At 47.2% G+C, this 16925-nt stretch carries 14 protein-coding genes and 1 riboswitch; of the genes, 6 read left to right on the forward strand and 8 right to left on the reverse strand.

The window, feature by feature from the left end; all coding sequences use genetic code 11:
• The first annotated feature begins 270 nt into the window (after positions 1 to 270).
• On the forward strand, positions 271 to 1035 hold the full coding sequence (locus QMA39_RS14510) for a PAS domain S-box protein (RefSeq protein ID WP_051254715.1): 765 nt from the start codon (positions 271 to 273) through the stop codon (positions 1033 to 1035).
• Positions 1036 to 1141: 106 nt separating this feature from the next.
• On the opposite strand, the gene pelG is transcribed toward QMA39_RS14510, so the two are convergent.
• Genes pelG through QMA39_RS14535 form a run of 5 tightly spaced genes read right to left on the reverse strand, consistent with a single transcriptional unit; the run spans position 1142 to position 7999 of the window.
• Positions 1142 to 2614, reverse strand: a complete 1473-nt coding sequence (pelG, locus tag QMA39_RS14515) for an exopolysaccharide Pel transporter PelG (RefSeq protein ID WP_027955763.1) — start codon at positions 2612 to 2614, stop codon at positions 1142 to 1144.
• A complete protein-coding gene (gene pelF / locus QMA39_RS14520) occupies positions 2595 to 4013 on the reverse strand; it encodes a GT4 family glycosyltransferase PelF (RefSeq protein WP_281659164.1) in 1419 nt (472 codons plus the stop codon). The genes pelG and pelF overlap by 20 nt, the downstream gene beginning before the upstream one ends.
• Positions 4010 to 5848 carry a DUF2194 domain-containing protein gene (locus QMA39_RS14525; RefSeq protein WP_281659165.1) on the reverse strand — a complete coding sequence of 613 codons (1839 nt, stop codon included), beginning with the start codon at positions 5846 to 5848 and terminating at the stop codon, positions 4010 to 4012. The genes pelF and QMA39_RS14525 overlap by 4 nt, the downstream gene beginning before the upstream one ends.
• A complete protein-coding gene (locus QMA39_RS14530; protein ID WP_281659166.1) occupies positions 5845 to 6771 on the reverse strand; it encodes a hypothetical protein in 927 nt (308 codons plus the stop codon). Before QMA39_RS14530 ends, QMA39_RS14525 begins: the two co-directional genes overlap by 4 nt.
• A complete protein-coding gene (locus QMA39_RS14535) occupies positions 6764 to 7999 on the reverse strand; it encodes a hypothetical protein (RefSeq protein ID WP_281659167.1) in 1236 nt (411 codons plus the stop codon). The genes QMA39_RS14530 and QMA39_RS14535 overlap by 8 nt, the downstream gene beginning before the upstream one ends.
• Before the next feature lie 69 nt (positions 8000 to 8068).
• A riboswitch (cyclic di-GMP riboswitch) is annotated at positions 8069 to 8155 on the forward strand.
• A 35-nt stretch (positions 8156 to 8190) separates the two neighbouring features.
• On the opposite strand from QMA39_RS14535, the gene QMA39_RS14540 reads away from it, so the two are divergent.
• Positions 8191 to 9033: an endo alpha-1,4 polygalactosaminidase gene (locus QMA39_RS14540; protein WP_206933968.1), complete on the forward strand. Its 843-nt coding sequence runs from the start codon at positions 8191 to 8193 to the stop codon at positions 9031 to 9033.
• A 176-nt stretch (positions 9034 to 9209) separates the two neighbouring features.
• Positions 9210 to 10259 carry a UDP-glucose 4-epimerase GalE gene (gene galE, locus QMA39_RS14545; RefSeq protein ID WP_206933970.1) on the forward strand — a complete coding sequence of 350 codons (1050 nt, stop codon included), beginning with the start codon at positions 9210 to 9212 and terminating at the stop codon, positions 10257 to 10259.
• Positions 10260 to 10297: 38 nt separating this feature from the next.
• Here the strand turns inward: galE and QMA39_RS14550 are convergent, their stop codons facing one another.
• From QMA39_RS14550 to QMA39_RS14560, 3 genes are read right to left on the reverse strand one after another with little or no spacing between them, the layout of a single operon-like run.
• The gene (locus QMA39_RS14550) at positions 10298 to 11473 is read right to left on the reverse strand and encodes a DUF4317 domain-containing protein (RefSeq protein ID WP_206933971.1); all 1176 of its coding nucleotides are present in this window, start codon (positions 11471 to 11473) and stop codon (positions 10298 to 10300) included.
• A 59-nt stretch (positions 11474 to 11532) separates the two neighbouring features.
• The gene (locus tag QMA39_RS14555) at positions 11533 to 12855 is read right to left on the reverse strand and encodes a LysM peptidoglycan-binding domain-containing protein (protein WP_281659168.1); all 1323 of its coding nucleotides are present in this window, start codon (positions 12853 to 12855) and stop codon (positions 11533 to 11535) included.
• Positions 12856 to 12914: 59 nt separating this feature from the next.
• Complete coding sequence (locus QMA39_RS14560) at positions 12915 to 13088, reverse strand: hypothetical protein (protein WP_169516211.1); 174 nt, start codon at positions 13086 to 13088, stop codon at positions 12915 to 12917.
• 200 nt (positions 13089 to 13288) lie between these two features.
• Here QMA39_RS14560 and QMA39_RS14565 point away from each other — a divergent pair, with 200 nt between their 5' ends.
• From QMA39_RS14565 to QMA39_RS14575, 3 genes are all read left to right on the forward strand, one after another.
• The gene (locus QMA39_RS14565) at positions 13289 to 15478 is read left to right on the forward strand and encodes an ATP-dependent helicase (RefSeq protein ID WP_206933975.1); all 2190 of its coding nucleotides are present in this window, start codon (positions 13289 to 13291) and stop codon (positions 15476 to 15478) included.
• A gap of 482 nt (positions 15479 to 15960) precedes the next feature.
• A complete protein-coding gene (locus QMA39_RS14570) occupies positions 15961 to 16344 on the forward strand; it encodes a hypothetical protein (protein WP_281659169.1) in 384 nt (127 codons plus the stop codon).
• Positions 16345 to 16347: 3 nt separating this feature from the next.
• A complete protein-coding gene (locus tag QMA39_RS14575) occupies positions 16348 to 16809 on the forward strand; it encodes a flavodoxin (protein WP_281659170.1) in 462 nt (153 codons plus the stop codon).
• Positions 16810 to 16925 lie beyond the last annotated feature (116 nt).

Genomic DNA, 16925 nt, shown 5'->3' on the forward strand with positions numbered 1-16925 from the left:
CATGTGTGGAGACCAGGATAGAAAAAAGCGCCGATTTCTGCGGTTTAATGGGGGTTTTAGATAGCTGTTAGTTTCATTGTAACAAACTATCAGAAAATATAGTATATTTTAAGTGGTTAAAAATATGTTAAAACATTTTCAAGTACAGCGTTTTCATTCTCATTGATATTTCTTTGCCCTTCGGCATAATGTGACAAATATCTCTGTTCATGTGTGCTACTATAGTGAAAAGCAGCTTTGAAAAGGGCCATTCAACGGGGAGGGAGCGGGATGAGAGAATCGACAGGACGCGCCTTATTTAATGAAGAAAAAGAAACCCTGCACAGGGAGATTACCGAATATTCCATGGAACCGACGGTCATCCACTGCGGTCATGAAATTCTTCACATCAATGAAGCAGCTTCCGAGTTTTTTGGAGTGGCCAAAGACCAGATTATCGGGGGAAATGTCCTGGATGTATTTACAGAAGACTTTCGGTCTTTTATCCGGGAACGGATTAAGGAAGGGGAAGAGAAGGGAAGGATCGGGGAATTGGTGGAAACAACCGTATACCGGGCTGATGGTACGGTTGTGGAGGTGGAGCTTTTCTGTCATCCGATTCAATATGAAGAAACCAAGGCGATTCAATCCATCCTTCGTGATATGACCACACAGAAAGAAGCGGAGCGTGAACTGATCAAAGTCATGACCCCTATCGTCCCGCTGAAGGAAGGAATCGCTGTTCTTCCCCTGATCGGCACGATGAATCAAACAAGGACCGAGCATATGATGCAGCAGCTTTGCGCAGAAATCCCCCGCCACCGCCTCAACTACCTGATCATCGACGTTTCCGGATTGTATGATGTTGATGAACATGTCGGAAAACTACTCTATGAGCTCACAGGCGTTCTTAAGCTTCTAGGTATTTCCCCTATTTGTACAGGAATCCGGCCGGATATGGTGAGAAATACATTGAAGTTTCTCAATCAGGACGGGAGGGGGATGATTCCGACAATGGCATCGGTCAGTACGGCCCTCAAAAAAATAGCCTTCTAAATAATCTAGGAGGGTGCGTAGCTTTGAATATCTGACAAAACACGAAGCGGGTTCCATTATAGAGAATGAAAAGGTCCGTTCCCATGATGGGGACGGACCTTTTCTGCTAGAAGAGGGTGCGTTTGTTCATCCATGCCCCCAGCTTTGTAAATGGTTTGCGCTTTTGCGTATAGGTGAGTGCCTGCGGCTGACAGAAAGCATGGTAGTCGACCTTCTCAATGAAAAGAATCAAGCGGGCTAATGCGAATACAAAGGCCAGCGTGGACCCAATCGAGAAACTCAGCCCATAGCCGTCATAGCCGAATGGGAGGAACAATACCGACAACCCGAGATTCAATAGGAAAAAGATGATGGATGTCCACATGGCTCCCCGCCGGTCTTCAAAATAGAGGAGGATCAGTGTGATCACAAGAACCATCGCATTGGCAAACGCACCGATGGTCGTAAAGCGGAAAATCGATGCAATTTCAGGTTCCAGGGATAAGAAGGAGGCGATGCTTCCGATCGTCAGGAGAATCAATAAAGAGAAAAGCCCCTGACTGCGGATCAAACGCTCCATTTCCTGCTTCAGTACGCGCTGCATCGCTGTTTTTGCAGTCTTGATCTGGGAAAGGGTGCCTCCTTCATTGATATAACCGTAAAAGACACGGTACCGCTCATAAAAACGCGTTTCAACGGAAACGACGAAAATGATCAGCGTAGGGATGATCGTTAAATACGACCAGAATATCGCCGTATCATAAATCCGATGGTACAAAAAGGAGTCAAGCAGGAAGCCGTTCCCTTCACCGAACCAGATCACCCAGTTGCAGACCCAGATGCCGATATTGTACAAGAATCCCGTCCAGAACAAGGAAGGAAAACGGTCGAAATAATCCAGGTAGCTGAACTGGTTTTCCTTTGACCTGTTTGGAAACGTCATGAGCATCGACATGAATAACCCGAACAACGTCACGAGCATGCCTGACGTAAATCCGGCTAGCAGAAAAAAGCTGTTGGAGTGTTCGAACACCGGAAACCAGGAAACGTTTTTTCCAAACAGGAAGACGAGAAGGAGAGCGGCTCCGCCTCCGGCCAGGAAGCTGTAGGCCACGGCCTGGTAGAACTTCGCTGCGCTCAGGAATAAAAACAGCACCCAGATGAGGTTGACGGTCACAAATAGAATCAGCATCAGCCATTTAAAGTAGTAAGGAAGCGGTGAAATCCAGAAGAAAATCAACCACCCGATAAAGGCTAGTCCAACCGTCACCTTCGTCATCCCGATAAACGTCGGAAAAATGGCCTCTGTCCGTTTTTCATAAAAAAGATCGGCGGTGTACCGCGTGACAACCAACTGCTGCACACCGAAAAGGACCTGGGAAAAGATGAAGCAGTACGCAACAGAAAGGTTGAACAATTCCCTCTCCTGCAGGTCGAGCAGAGAGAAGAAGGAGGTCATCCACTGGATCACAGCGATGGTGGCAATGACGACAAGCCATGGACCGGAGGTGACCAGCCCTGCGAAAGCATAGGCTTTGATCCGGGAGGAGAAGTAGTCCTCCTGAAATAATTTCTGCAGCTTAAACCCGATTCCGGCCATAAGCGATCCCCCTTTCTGCATACAACTCTTTATACTGATCGATGAATTGGTGCACTTGATAATACGTTTCTGCCCGTTTCTGTCCATTTTTTCCGAACTTTTCAGCTTCCTTGGGGTGCTCATAATACCATTGGCAGTGCTCGGCGATGGCTTTCGGGTTCACGGGAGGAACGACAAAGCCTGCCGGACCGTAAGGATCATCTTCGCGTCCGTACATCAGCTCTGAGCAGGACCCGACGTCTGTAACCACATAGGGAATCCCTGCTGCCATGCCTTCAAGCACCGCCAGCGGCTGTCCTTCTGAAATACTTGTCAAAAGGCAGACATCAAAGTGAGGAAGGTAGTCTATAATATTAACTTTACCAGCGAGGGTAACGCAGTGATCGAGACTCAGCTGTTCAATCATCTGCCGGCATTCCTCCGCATACTCTTCCTCTTCATCAAGAGGTCCCATAATCGTCAGTTCAAATGGAACACCTTGATCATCAAGAATCTTGGCCGCATTGATCATCGTTTTAATATCCTTGATTGGAACAACCCGGACGATGGCTCCGATTTTCAGAACTTCTGCTTTAGGCAGCTTTCCAATTCCTGAAAGCCGGTCATAGTGAATGCCGTTCGGAATGACAGACAGCTTGTCTTCATCAGCTCCCAGTTCATGTTGAAGCCGGCTGTTGCGGTCGAACAGCGTAATCACATCATCCGCTTCTGAATAGGCCTGCTTCGATAAATGATGGAAAAATTGGACCCAGCGTTTTTTATAGTATTCCGGAATCCATCCGGCCTGCAGAATTTCTTCCTCGCGCTCACGGGAATAGATCCCGTGTTCTGTGAGAAGGAATGGAATCCCTTGGCGCTGTTTGATGGCGGCCGCAATCAGTCCGGCATAGCCGGTAGAGGCAGAATGGATCAGGTCAAGGTCAGGAAAATCCGCCTGCAGCAGCTCCAGCACAGGCGTGAACATGCCACGCCACATCCAGAAGTAATCAATGAAGGACCCGGATTGGTTTTCAACACGGTAGCTTTCCTGAACCATATTCCAAAAAAGTTCGCTTGAAAAGAGTGCTTCGGTCGAACCGATTTTATTCTTGAAAATATCAAGCACATCCGGGGGGAGACGACGGAACATCATCCAATCCGTGAGTTTGTGCTGTTCTTCTTCGGTCAGCTTGACGCGCCGTTTTTTTGCGGCTGGTTTTAGATTCAATGGAAGGTTGATGACTTCCGTGATATTGGAAGGAAGCTCATAACGGTAATCGGCAGCAGTCATTTCCTCAGGGGTAATGGCGATAATGACGAACTCATGCTGAGGCATCTGTGCAGCAAGCATCTGTACCCAGCTTGCCACACCGCCGCTTACGTAGGGGTAGCTCCCTTCAACGACCATTCCTATTCTCACAAGGCTTCATCCTTTTTCTTAATTTCAGCATACGGCTGGTTCAGTGTCACTTGATAAAGTGTGCCTGATTCACCGAGGGATTCGACAACACCATAGTCAAAGGATCCAGTCTCCAAACTTCCACTGTTCACCCTGACAAGAATTGTGGAAGGAGAGAGGAGGTTTTCCCCCTGAACAACAACCTGGTCGTCTTGATAGGTTACATCAATAACAGAAGCCTGGTACTGTTTCATTTTCTTTGTGGCGTCCGTCTGCCGCATTCCCTTCAGGTGGGTGTAGTGATCGTGAATATAGTGGAGCATATCTTCATAGGACTGCCTCATTTCCGGCCATCCACTGTCTCCGGCCCTGTATGGATCGAGGACATCATCCGGGTGGATGAAGTGGGCGAATACCCCGAAGTTCGCAATCGCATCAATCTGGACGAAACGCTCTTCATCTGTCTCCCCATACCCGCTTGAAATCCTTGGGAAATGGTAGATGGACGGAAACTCACTGTTCGGTTCATATTCCTGTAAGAAGGCTCCCGTCTCCTTGTCACCCGTATATAAGCCGGATACAGCCTCAAGCTCCGGGAATACTTCGTGGAGAGCACGTACCCCGGTTTTATTTAATACATTGGAAGGAGGAACGTAGGAGTAGACGTCCTTTTCCTTGAAATAGTAGTCGAACAGTTCGTCCACCCGGTTTAAAGACTCTTCCATCTCGCCTTGATTCTTCCAAGGTCGATAGCCGTATTCAGGATCGATCGGTTCATCTGCTGTTACAAGAGACTGGTGATTATATCCATGCAGTCCAATCTCACCGTCCTCCTTCAATACCTTGCGTCCGAAATAAAGCATCGGGAAGCGTCTGGTTTCAATCAGGTCTTCTGCTGTCATATCCATCGTGTCCTGGTAGGTTCCAATCAAGTATCCGGTATAAATCACATCTTCTTCTTCTCCGATCCGCTTCATATCCTCCCACCAGACTTCCGAATAAAAGTCCTCCACAGTCAAATCGTAATCCCGCTGGATTACATCTGTCGTTCCACTGGGAACGGGAGATGGGAAGTCATCGATATGCATGACCTTAATACCCGCCTGTGAGGAAACAAAGGTTGGAGGTAGGAAGGATAAGGCCTGCAGCATTAACCCTCTTGAACTTTTTTCTGTAACAGAAGATGTGTTCCAGAACATTACCTTTCCTTCTCCGTAGCTGTTCGCCCATAAAATCGGGTGATCTTCTGCTGAAATGTAAACTTCGGCGGATTCGGCGAGTTCAACATCAGCGATGCTGTGGGAAAACAGCTGGGAATCTTCACCTAAATCCATATATCCAGGGAAAACTTCCTTCTCAAACGTCAACCCGTATATATCGTCGAGGAAATCCTCTACATCTTCCAAGCCTAGAAGCTCATTCCAATCAGCATTGATGAAGCGCGAAGCAATATACAGGCGGCCCCCTTTTTCCACGAAGGAGCGGATTTCTTCATAAGGCCATTCTTTTGAGTGCTCGCCTCCGAGAACGAGGACGTTATAAGGGGAAGGCGTCAGCTCTTCCATTTCCTTTTTTGTTATCTCCTGATAGGAAACCTTAGCGTAGTCCATCGCGTATTCCAGGTTTTCCACTGCGTCCTTGGACAGAGGGGTATCATTTTTATGTACATAAACCTGAAGTTCTTCTCCTTCTGTGGAATTCTTCTCCGTGCTCATCGTTTCCACTGGCGTTCCTTGTGCTGTTTCGGCAGGAAACCATTGTTGAAACAGATCGAGCCGCATAAATTGCAAAATGATAATGGCAGCAGTGAAAAGCAGGAAAAGAATCGATGCATAAATGGTGATTTGTTTTTTCACAGCGCTTTTCCTCCCATCTGTTGGATAATAAAGCGTTGGCTTTCTGGGATGTCCTCTTCCTTCACATGTTGGAAAAGGTCGTAGAGCACAGGCTTGATGTTTGTCCAGTCGCGTCCTGCATAGTAAAATTCAATCAATTTCAAGTAGCCTCCTGGATGGGCAGGGAAACGGCTGACCATCTCATGGAAAGCCTCCACCGCTTTTTCCTCTTTGCCACGGCGTATGTAATTATCGCCGAGGCTGCGGTACATCCATGGTTCTTTTTCAAGTTTTGGAACCATTTCTTCAAGCAGCTGTTCATACTGTTTCTCGAGCCGCGCCTGTCCGTTCTCATCGAGAATGCCGCTTCCCAGATAACGTTCGTACACGCTGCATAAACGCTCGAAAGACATCGGTGCTTCCGGGGCCAGTTCTTTTCTGGCATGTTCCAGTTCTTTTTCAAACCGGCTGGACAGCACGTTCATGGTTGTTGCTGCATAATGGACGGTTTCTGAATTGTTGTTGGTCAGGCCGAGGTTCAAGTGCCGGCCTTTATTGGAAATATCGGAATTGATCAGACTGACAATCAATTCTTTCTGGTTGGCGCCATCGTTCCTTAACAGGGCATCACTGATTGGCAATAAATCCATGCTTGACGATGCTTCATAACGCAGGTATTCAAGATTCAACGGCGTGAATGTGACATAATCATCGTAATCATCAATCATGTGATTGGTACCAAAAGCTTTCGCAGCCAGCCAGGCGGCCAGTCCGAGAAGTTCTCCGATAATTGGGAGAAACAGGCTGGTAATGGCGAGCCATGTGATGGTTCCTTTTTTGTTTTTATGCATTCTTTTTCGAAGCAGAAGAGAAACGATCAGAACGGTGAGGCCGTGAATAACATAGAAAAAGATCAGCCAGTAGGGTTCCTGGAAATTAACCAATGTGAATCCCGCCTTTTGTATCAAGTGCTTTGTAAATACGCTCTTCGACGATGGATGCATTTTCGGAGCTCGTACCTGGAAGCAGGAAGTGGAAATGCTGCTCCGTCTGGTCGTACCCCATGATGTCCAATTCTCTCAAGTAGGCACGCAGGATGATTTCTGCTTCCACGGCCGACATTTCTCTGTAAGGGCTGACATCGATGGAAACAACACTATAAGGCACACCGTATTTCTCCGCTCGTTTTTCCTGAAGCTGAACGAGTTCGTCAAAAGCTTCCTTATCATAAATACTTGTGCCTGGATACATCTTCTGCTCTTCTTCTTTACGAAGATATTCCCCGGCTCTTTCAATCCGGTTGGCCATCCAGTCGAGCACGAGAGAGAGGATTTGAACTTCATATTTCGTCAGTTTGGCAAAATCGAGCTGATCAATGACAAGAACTTCCCGTACGTCCTGATTGTAGACGATCGGTCCGATCAGCACCGGAGCATCGGCTTCATCATCAACTGTCTTTAAACAAATCGTTTTGTTTTTCAGTCCGCGTGAGAAAATCGAGGCCGCATCATCGATGAAAATCGTTTGCGGAAGTCGTTCGGTATTTCCTTTTCGAACGCGGAGGCGCAGCGATTTCTTAGAAGAGTCGACATGATATACAGCTAAGTCTTCCGCTTCAAACAGGTCTCCGATGATTGTAACCGCTTCGTTTCGGACAAGTTCTGGAGAAGGCTGATCAAGCGTCTTTCCGACTTCATAAATCCGGGAAAGGGTGTACTCGGAATCAAGGACCTTTGCCTGCATGACCCGTTGAGACCGTTCCAGAGCGGTTAAAGATGTTTTCAGTTCCTCATTTTCATCTTTCGTTTCCTTCAGCACATACTGCTGACTTTCATACCTTTCCCGGAAGGACGTGCTGTACAGCCCTGTAATGACGCCGGCCAGCAGCAGGAAGAGGAGCGATAAATAATTGGCGGGATCATAGAATAAGAGAAATAAGTCCCCATCCCGCTGATAAATGTCATACACATGATAGATTAATGCAGCAAAAAAGCTCAAAAGAGCAAAATTCAGACCGTATCTGAGGGAAAACAAAAGGACAGCAAAGAACACAGGGTTCAGCGTCCATTCCAGCATGTCCCATTCCAACGACTGATCAAGGAACCCCAATACTGAAAATACGAGAATCAGTTCAATAAACTTCCTGATAAAACTGGATTGTTGGTAGAACATCCAATCACCTCCATATGGATTTAAAGTGCTTTAACATGTTAAACGTGTGGTATAATGTGGATAAAATTGAATAGAGAAAGGCAGACTTATCGAAAGGTAAGGGCGCAAAGACATGGGTCTCAGGTCCCTCCAGGAGCCGATAGCCAGTCTGCAATGCCACAGCCGCTCTCTGGAAAATCAGGAGGCGTATCATGGGTGTTTTCACAAAGATGAAATGGGGTTTTCTTGCTGTTTTAGCCGCTGGTCTTGTACTTTCCCCTCTATCTACTTCTGCACAATCTTCTCATCCACTTTCCAATGTGCAGTCCTATAAAATTTATTATGATTCTCCGACCGAAGCGATCTTGAATAAGATGCAGGCGTATGATGCTGTCATGATTGAACCGGTGTTCTATACTAAAAGCCAGATTGAAACGATTCAGCAGTCCGGGACACTGGTGTATGGGTACATCAACACGATGGAAGCCGATAACTGGAATACTGCGCTGATCAGTCAGCTGGAGGAGTCCGACTTTTTCCACCGTGATGGGGAGCGTGTCTATTATCCGGAATGGGATTCTTACCTGACCGATATCACCTCTGAGCATTACCAGCAGGTGCTTCTTGCTGAGATTGAGAAACAGGTGGCTGATAAAGGCTTGGACGGTGTCTTTTTAGATACTGTCGGGAATATCGATAACGAACACTGCGGATCTGATGTGCTGGATGAGCAGCGCGCTGGTATGGCCGTCTTTCTGCAGGAGATCCGGCTCCAACACCCTTCTTTGTCCCTTATTCAAAACTGGGGGTTCGGCACGTTGTCGACAACGACGTATCCTTATGTAGACGGCATTATGTGGGAGAATTACAATCACTCCTCGGTAGCGAAAGACCAATGGGCCCTGGACCGGATGCAGGATTTGAAGCAGCTTCGCCGGGAAACAGGTCTGGAAATATTAACCGTCTCCTTCTCTCAGAAGTCCAAAAGTCAGGCGCTGGCAGAAAGTCACGGGTTCATCCATTATCATGAATCCAGCCATTATAATGCTTGGTAATAATTATACAAAAATTTTCTTGAAAAATGGGCTGAATGGCGTAAAAATGTCGAAAAACGAACAGAACAAGGACTTTTAGAAGGGAGCCTAAAGATGGGCTCCTTTCCTTTTACAGTAGACATATCCTTAAATTTCCTGTACATTCCAAGTAAGATAATGATAGAGGAGGAGAGGCAATGATCTTAGTTACAGGCGGGGCCGGATACATAGGAAGCCATATCTGTCTTGAATTATTGGAGCGGAACCATGAGGTTGTCGTCATTGATAACTTATACAACAGCCACCCGGAATCACTGCTCCGTGTACAGGAGCTTACAGGGAAGACGCTGACGTTCGTTGAAGGGGATCTGCTGGATCAGGACCTGATACGAAAGGTCTTTGAGGACTACGGCATTACAGCGGTCATTCATCTGGCAGGACTGAAGGCGGTCGGTGAATCCGTCTCTATGCCACTCACGTACTACCATAACAACATTACCGGGACACTGATGCTGTGTGAAGTGATGAAGGAATTCGGCGTCAAACAGCTGATCTTTTCTTCCTCGGCGACTGTTTATGGTACACCGGACTCTCTTCCTCTTACGGAAAGCGCGTCTGTCGGAGCTGCCAATCCTTATGGGCGGACAAAGCTGATGCTTGAGGAGATCCTTCAGGATGTATATGTCTCTGATGAAGCATGGAGCATATCCGTGCTGCGTTATTTCAATCCAATCGGTTCCCACTCCAGTGGAAGAATCGGGGAGGATCCGGCTGGTATTCCGAACAACCTGATGCCTTATATTACAAAGGTGGCTGTGGGCCACTTCCCTGATTTGAAGGTGTTTGGGGATGACTATCCGACTGTGGACGGTACAGGAGTCCGGGACTATATCCACGTCGTGGACCTGGCGAGAGGCCACGTCCATGCACTGGAAAAGACGGCCGGGGAAACCGGGATCGAGACATACAACCTTGGAACAGGCGAAGGATACAGTGTCCTCCAGCTTGTCCAGGCTTTTGAAAAAGCTTCCGGCCGGAAAGTCCCTTATGAAATTCAGGACCGTCGTCCCGGAGATATTGCGGAGTGCTTCGCAGACCCGGCCAAAGCTCATTTGAAGCTGGGGTGGCAGGCAGAGAAAACGATCGATGATATGTGTGTGGACTCCTGGAACTGGCGGAAGCAGAATCCGGAAGGCTATACAGGAGAGAAAAATGCTTCCAAGCAGGAGCTTATCGGACAAAGGTGAAAAAAAGGGAGTGGACATCATCGTCCACTCCCTTTTTTTTAGGAAGGTTCGTTTCCGAAGGCCTCCGGCAGCATTTTAAATCCGTCAATTTCTGCATCTTCTTCAATTTCAATCATGATGCACCGTTTCCCTTTGTAGTTGACCTGTCTGACGAACTCCAGGTCCTGGGGACTGATGGAGATGTTGGCCACTTTCGTGTTGATCTTGATGGATTTCGTTTTATATTTGGGGACGATACTGCTCGCTTTCAGCTCGTATCCTTCATTGTCGGTAATCATTTGGAAGGCATGTTTGACTTTTTCGCCTTCGACCTGCTCGCCGCTCTGGTTCAATACCCGTTCCACGTCACGGTAATCAAGCTTTGGCGGGGTATCATCCTCATTTTCCTCGACCACTTTGTTGATTTCCCCATACACATTGGCGAGGGTGGATGGACTCAGTTGATCCCCGACGACACCGCGGATGACTTCCTCAAATACGGCTTTGTCTTCCTTCGCGGTCATGATCTCTTCACCATTCAAAACATCTTCGATAAACCAGTAGTCCGGTTCGTTGGCTTTGCCCGCGGCGTAAAGCACATGGTTGACGTCGGAGGTTCCTTCCGTAATGCTCGGGAACATGAATCCTGTGAGCGGGTGTTTCAAGTCTATGACCGGGTCGACCTGGATGTTGTATTTGAATTCCTTTTCAACATAGTCGAACTGGATTTCTTTTTTCGGCTCTTCTGTCTGATTGACGCTGCAGAGAATAAACGGGTTGGAGTACACGGCATCCCGGTCACTTTCCTCTGATTCTTCACTGCGCCGTCTTGTCGGTTTTAAGTATTCGGCCCGGATGAAAGTGATGACAACATCTTTTTCGTACGGGTGGTCTTTGATCATTTTTTCCGTCATGGCGAGCATTTCCTGTTTCCAGTCTTCTACGTTACGGCTCAAGAGCCCGCGGTGCAGAATGAATTGGCTGGAATCCTCTGCCTCTTGTTTGAATTTCAGTTCGAACAGCTTTTCATCGAGTTGTCCTGTGAGCACTTTTTTGAAGTTGGTCATAAAGAGCTCCTGCTGATCTCGGTCCAGCATCTCGAACGGCTGGCTCTGATGGTGATAGATATCCGTTGATTCTTTCATAATATAGACGTTGAAAATATTCGATATCTTCATAAGGTCATTGTCGACCTTCAATTGTTTCCGGATCCCGGCTATGTCTTTTTTATCCATCGATCCCACTCCTACCTCTATGATTCTTTCATTTTATCATAGCTTGGAAGCGCGGCGGTTCACCGTTTTTTTATGGTGAACTCTTCTTTAAGCAGGAAGCCGGCTTGAGGGAAATCAAGACCGGTTTTCCAGCCGCCGACACCCTGGATATCATATTTTTTTACGAGTCTGTATTTGGCCAGAATGGACCGGGCATCTTCGAACCACACTTCATGAATGTCGCCTTGAGGGTCGGTGTAGGAAAACCACGGACTTCCTTTTTCAAAATCATAATAGATTGGACGTTGGTGCTCCATCGCTGTATCGACGGCCCGCTGCTGGGAATAGGCTTGGACATCTTCAGGATCTTCTGTATTCCAGTCATAGGCGTACATGGCGATTCCTAAGAAAATTTTTTCTTTCGGTATGGCTGTTACTGCATAATTCATAACGGCATCAACTTTCTTGATTGGAGCAATAGCTCCTGGAGCTCCCCCCATCCAGTGCCAGTTGTACGTCATGAGAAAAACGAAGTCGACGGCCTCGCCGATGGTTTTGTAGTCATAGGCTTTGTGGTGGGCAGGGGTGTAGGCACCGGTCATCGGAGGCAGGGCGGCTCCGACTTCTCCTCCTATTTTATGGAGCCGGGTGGAAAGCTGCTGAACAAATGTATTAAAAGAAGCCCTGTCCTTTTCGTGCAGACTTTCAAAGTCAATAATGACACCTTTGTACTGCTTTTCGTCCACGAGGCCGGCGATATTTTCAATCAACGCTTTTCGTTTCTTCTCATTAGACAGCAGACGGTGGGCTAAGTCTGGATCGAAGCCCTCTTTTGTTAAATTGGTGATGGTGGCATGGGGGATCAAGCCTTCTTTCCATGTGCGGGAGATGGAGTCTTCACCGTTCAGTCGGCTGAGTTTTCCACTCTCATCCGGCCGGTATTCGAACAGGCCGAGGGCAGATAAATACTCCCCATAATAGTCGATGGACTGTTGGTTTTTTACAGGGCTGCCCGGGATGAAAAATGCTCCAGCTGTAATTGGTTGTTTCCGGCTTTGCGGGATATGGAGCATCTGCCCGGGCGTGATGACATTTCCGCTGATGCTGTTTTGTTTTTTCAAAGCATGGATGGACGTCTGATGAATCCGGGCAATTTTCCAAAGCGAATCCCCTGTTGTTACGTGGTACGCACTCCCGGGGATGATCACCGACTGCCCGGGCATGATTTGCGAACCGTCCGTCATGCCGTTTATGGTTTTCAAAAGGTCTGTCGTTGTTTCATATTGTGCAGCGATTTCCCATAAGCTGTCCCCGGGCTTCACGGTATACAGGACGCTTGCAGAGACAGTTGATGTGGAAAGAGAGAAAAAAATAATGATGGTAAGTAGACCTGTACGTTTCATCATAACCTCCAGCTATAGAAAGAGGACTTCCCTGAAAAAGGGAAATCCTCTACATTCATTTAGTTATCTTGTTTTGCTTTTTTGGATTTGCGGGCTTTTTTCGCTTCTTTCTGATGAGCTTCATTCGCAGCAGCGCTGCCGAACTCCTCAGAAAACTCTACATCGGCCTGTTTTGGCTCAAAGCCTTTTTTATTCTTCTGTTCAGCTTGGTTTTTCTTTGTTTTCTTCGCCATCGTTCTCCACCTCCTTGTCATCGTTAGTATGAATCTTTTGGTGTGATCTCATGTAAAAAGAGGGAAGAAAATCATCTGGAATCGATTGGATGAAGCAGGTATAATGGAACAACAATGATGATGGAAAATGTAGATGGAAAAGGGACGGACGGGCCTTTTTCCATCTATTTTTTCTTTCTTGAACAGAAAGGGACGAACATATGGATTTCTTCACAAACATGGAACAACACACGGGAGTAAAACTGAACGATGTCCAGAAGCAGGCGGTTCTTCACACGGAGGGCCCGCTGCTCCTGCTGGCCTCGCCGGGATCCGGGAAGACGACGACACTGAATATGAAAATCGGCTACCTGCTTCTTGAAAAAAAGGTGAAGCCGGAGCGGATCATGGCCATTACCTTCAGTAAAGCATCAGCCCGGGATATGTCTGAGCGTTTTGACCGGTTTTTTTCTTCCCTCACGAATGAAAAGGTCCACTTCTCAACGATTCACAGTTTCGCCTTTCAAGTCGTCCGGGAGACGCTGCAGAAAAGAGGAGAACCCTTCCAGCTGATAGAGGGTAATGTCAGTGATGAAGAACTGAAGAAGGGTTTCCATGGACCGGATGTCCCGCTTCACAAAAAGTTTATTTTGAAAAGGATCTATGAGGATATCCATCAGAAACAGATGTCCGAGGATGAGATGGATGAGCTGATGACTTACATCAGCTTTGTGAAAAACCGGATGCTGTCAGGGAAGGAGCTGGAGAAAGTTTCGTGTCAGGTGAAACAGGCTGCTGATATGTATAAAGAGTACGAGCGGTTTAAAAAACAGCATGTTCCTGATCGGCTTCTGCTCGATTTTGACGATATGCTCACGTATGCTCATCAGTTCCTTTTGGAAGACACAGAGCTGCTGAGCCGTTATCAGCGCCGCTTTGAATATGTGCTCACCGATGAAAGTCAGGATAACAGTGTGGTCCAGCATGAAATCGTGGAGCTTCTGGCACGTCCGCACAACAATTTGTGCGTCGTTGCGGATGATGATCAGTCGATTTTCATGTGGCGGGGATCCGACGTAACGAAGCTGCTGCAATTCGAGAAGGTTTATCCGGATGCCGCCGTAATGACGATGTCACAGAACTACCGGTCGTCCAAGGAAATCGTGGAGGCGTCCAATCAGTTTATTAAACGGAACAAAAACCGCTATCCGAAGCAGATGTTTACGGAAAATCCGTCCAATGCGCCCATCCAGATGCAGACGTTCAGTAATTATGACCAGCAGCTGACCTATGTCGCGGAAGCTGTGAAAGCGGCCTCTCCGGGGGAGGAAACGGCTGTTTTATACCGGAACAATTCATCAGCGGTTCCACTGGCAGATAAGCTTGATAAGGCAGGCATCGATTTTTATATGAAGGATATTGACGCCAAGTTTTTCAAGCACTGGATCGTTGAGGATATATTGAACTTCATGCGCTTCAGCTATAACGATCAGCGGGTGGATATCCTGGAGCGGATTCATACGAAATTCAACGGCTATATCACGAAAAAGCAGATCGCTTTTTTGAAAAGAACACATATCTCAACTTCCATTTTTGATGTGTTGAGAGAAGAGGATATTCCTTCGTATCAAGACAAAAATCTCGCTCAGGCAAAAAAGATGTTTCATGAAATGAACACCATGGAGCCCGGCAAGGCCATTCGTATGATCCGAGGTAAGCTCGGTTATGACAAGGCGGTCACGAAAATGTGTGAGAACTTCGGCTTCAATGCGGAGCATCTATTCGGCATTCTGGACACCCTTGAGGAAATTGCCCACGGTCTTGGTTCATTGAAGGGCTTTGCAGACAGGTTGAAGCATCTTGAACAACTGATTCAGACGTCGAAGTACAACAAAAATAAAGCCCCCCTGACTCTGACGACCTTCCACAGCGCTAAGGGGCTGGAATACGACAATGTCTATATGATCGACCTCATTAACGGGGTAGTGCCGTCCAAGGATGACATGGAACGGTATCGAAGTGAAGACCGCGCACCTATGGAGGAAGCTGTCCGGTTGTTTTACGTCGGCATGACGCGGGCACGCTCGCATCTTGAACTCCTTTCCTACAACTATAAAGGCAGTGAGAGGGTTACAGAGTCCATTTTTCTTATGAATGTCCGCCGCATTATCCAGCCGGAAGGGGAGAAGAAGAAAAAGGCGCCGGTCCGTCCGGCTGTCGACTTATCGGATGAATCGCTGCTAAAAGAAGGGGAGATGGAGCTTGGGTTGAAGGTGTCCCACCGGAAATTCGGAGCAGGCATCATTTCCGAATATGGCGGGGATCAAATTGGAATCCAGTTTGAGGAGCATGGATATAAGGAGCTGCTGCTGGCGTTCTGTCTGGAGAACGGATTGTTGAAAAAAGAGTAGATGCCGGAGATCCTTATGAGTGAAAAAGAGGAAGTTGAAAAACCGAACGACTCTCTTTCCATAATGATCATTTTCAAAATCTGCCGGGAGTCTTCCTGACAGCATGAAAAGGATACCCTCCCTCAGCTTGTAGAGAAACCTTTGTTTCTTTACAAGCTTTTTTCTTTCTACCGCCAGGAGCGAAAGTCCCTTCCCTTTCTGAAGGTCGCCTGCCCAAGTGGATCTTCGGCCCGTGCTTTTCCCGCAGTCATCACCATAAGATAAACAAAAAGACTCAGGCGGCGTTGGAGTCGTATCATAAGCAGAAGGAAGAGAAAAAGCAGGCGCTCAGGAAGAAAGCGTTATTCTTAAAAAAAACAGCTCCAGGACGGACACTTTCATACGGAACAAACGTACAGGAGGACTGTGCGTTTTATTTTTATTGACAATGATAATCGTTATCAATTATGATGTAAGTGTGAATAAGGAAGGGAGAGAAGACAATGCAGGAATGTTTGTTTGTTGTCAAATCCTTTACGTATGAAAAAGGAAGTCGTCAATGCTCGTGTCATCAAACGATCCGGTTTGAAAAGGGAGATCGTTTACATATTGTTCAAAATCCATACACAGTTGCCAACCGTGGCTGGTATGTGCTCGTGCGAAAAAATGAGGGGGGCGCTTTTCCAATGTCCGCCCAGTTTGTCCAGGACCTTTACGACCGCCGTGCAGTCTCTACGAAGATGGATATCCAGCTTGCTCTCAACTATCACACGTATAAAATCAATCAGGCTTTGGAATGTAAAGATGAGGAGAGTTTCCGGACACATGCACGTCTCCACGCCCGGCTTTCCGGTTACCTTGAAGACAGCCTCGTAAAGGGTGTGTAACCCATGGCACGAATTTTTATTGGCTTTGCCAGCATGTCCGGGAATACGGAGGAAATGGCGGACTTGATCAAGGGGCGTCTTGAGGGAGATCACGACATCCACTTGGATGAAATAGAAGAAATCGAGCCTGATTTTCTCGTCGGTTTCGATGCGGTCCTTTTAGGATCCTATACATGGAATGATGGGGATCTACCTTATGAAGTGGAAGATTTCTATGAAGATCTGGAAGACATCGATCTGACAGGTAAGTGTATTGCTGCCTTTGGATCAGGGGATACCTCCTACCCGCAGTTCTGTGAAGCTGTGTCCCTTTTTGAAAACAGGTTAACGGCAGTCGGTGGTGAGCGGATGACGGAGGGATGGAAAGTGGATATGCATCCCGATAAGGAAGAAGACTTGACACGTCTGCAGGTTTTTACAGACGAAATCATCGAACATCTTGGACGATTGATACAATTGAAATAAATTTTTCAAAAGTGGCTTTTTACAGGGGAGCGTTTACATGCGCGCCCCTGTAGGAAGCTTCTTTTTTATAGGATGGATTGGAAAATTAATGGCAGAACTTTTTTATTTCTCACGGG

The sequence above is a fragment of the Halobacillus sp. Cin3 genome, assembly GCF_947311855.1.
GTDB lineage: Bacteria > Bacillota > Bacilli > Bacillales > Halobacillaceae > Halobacillus > Halobacillus kuroshimensis.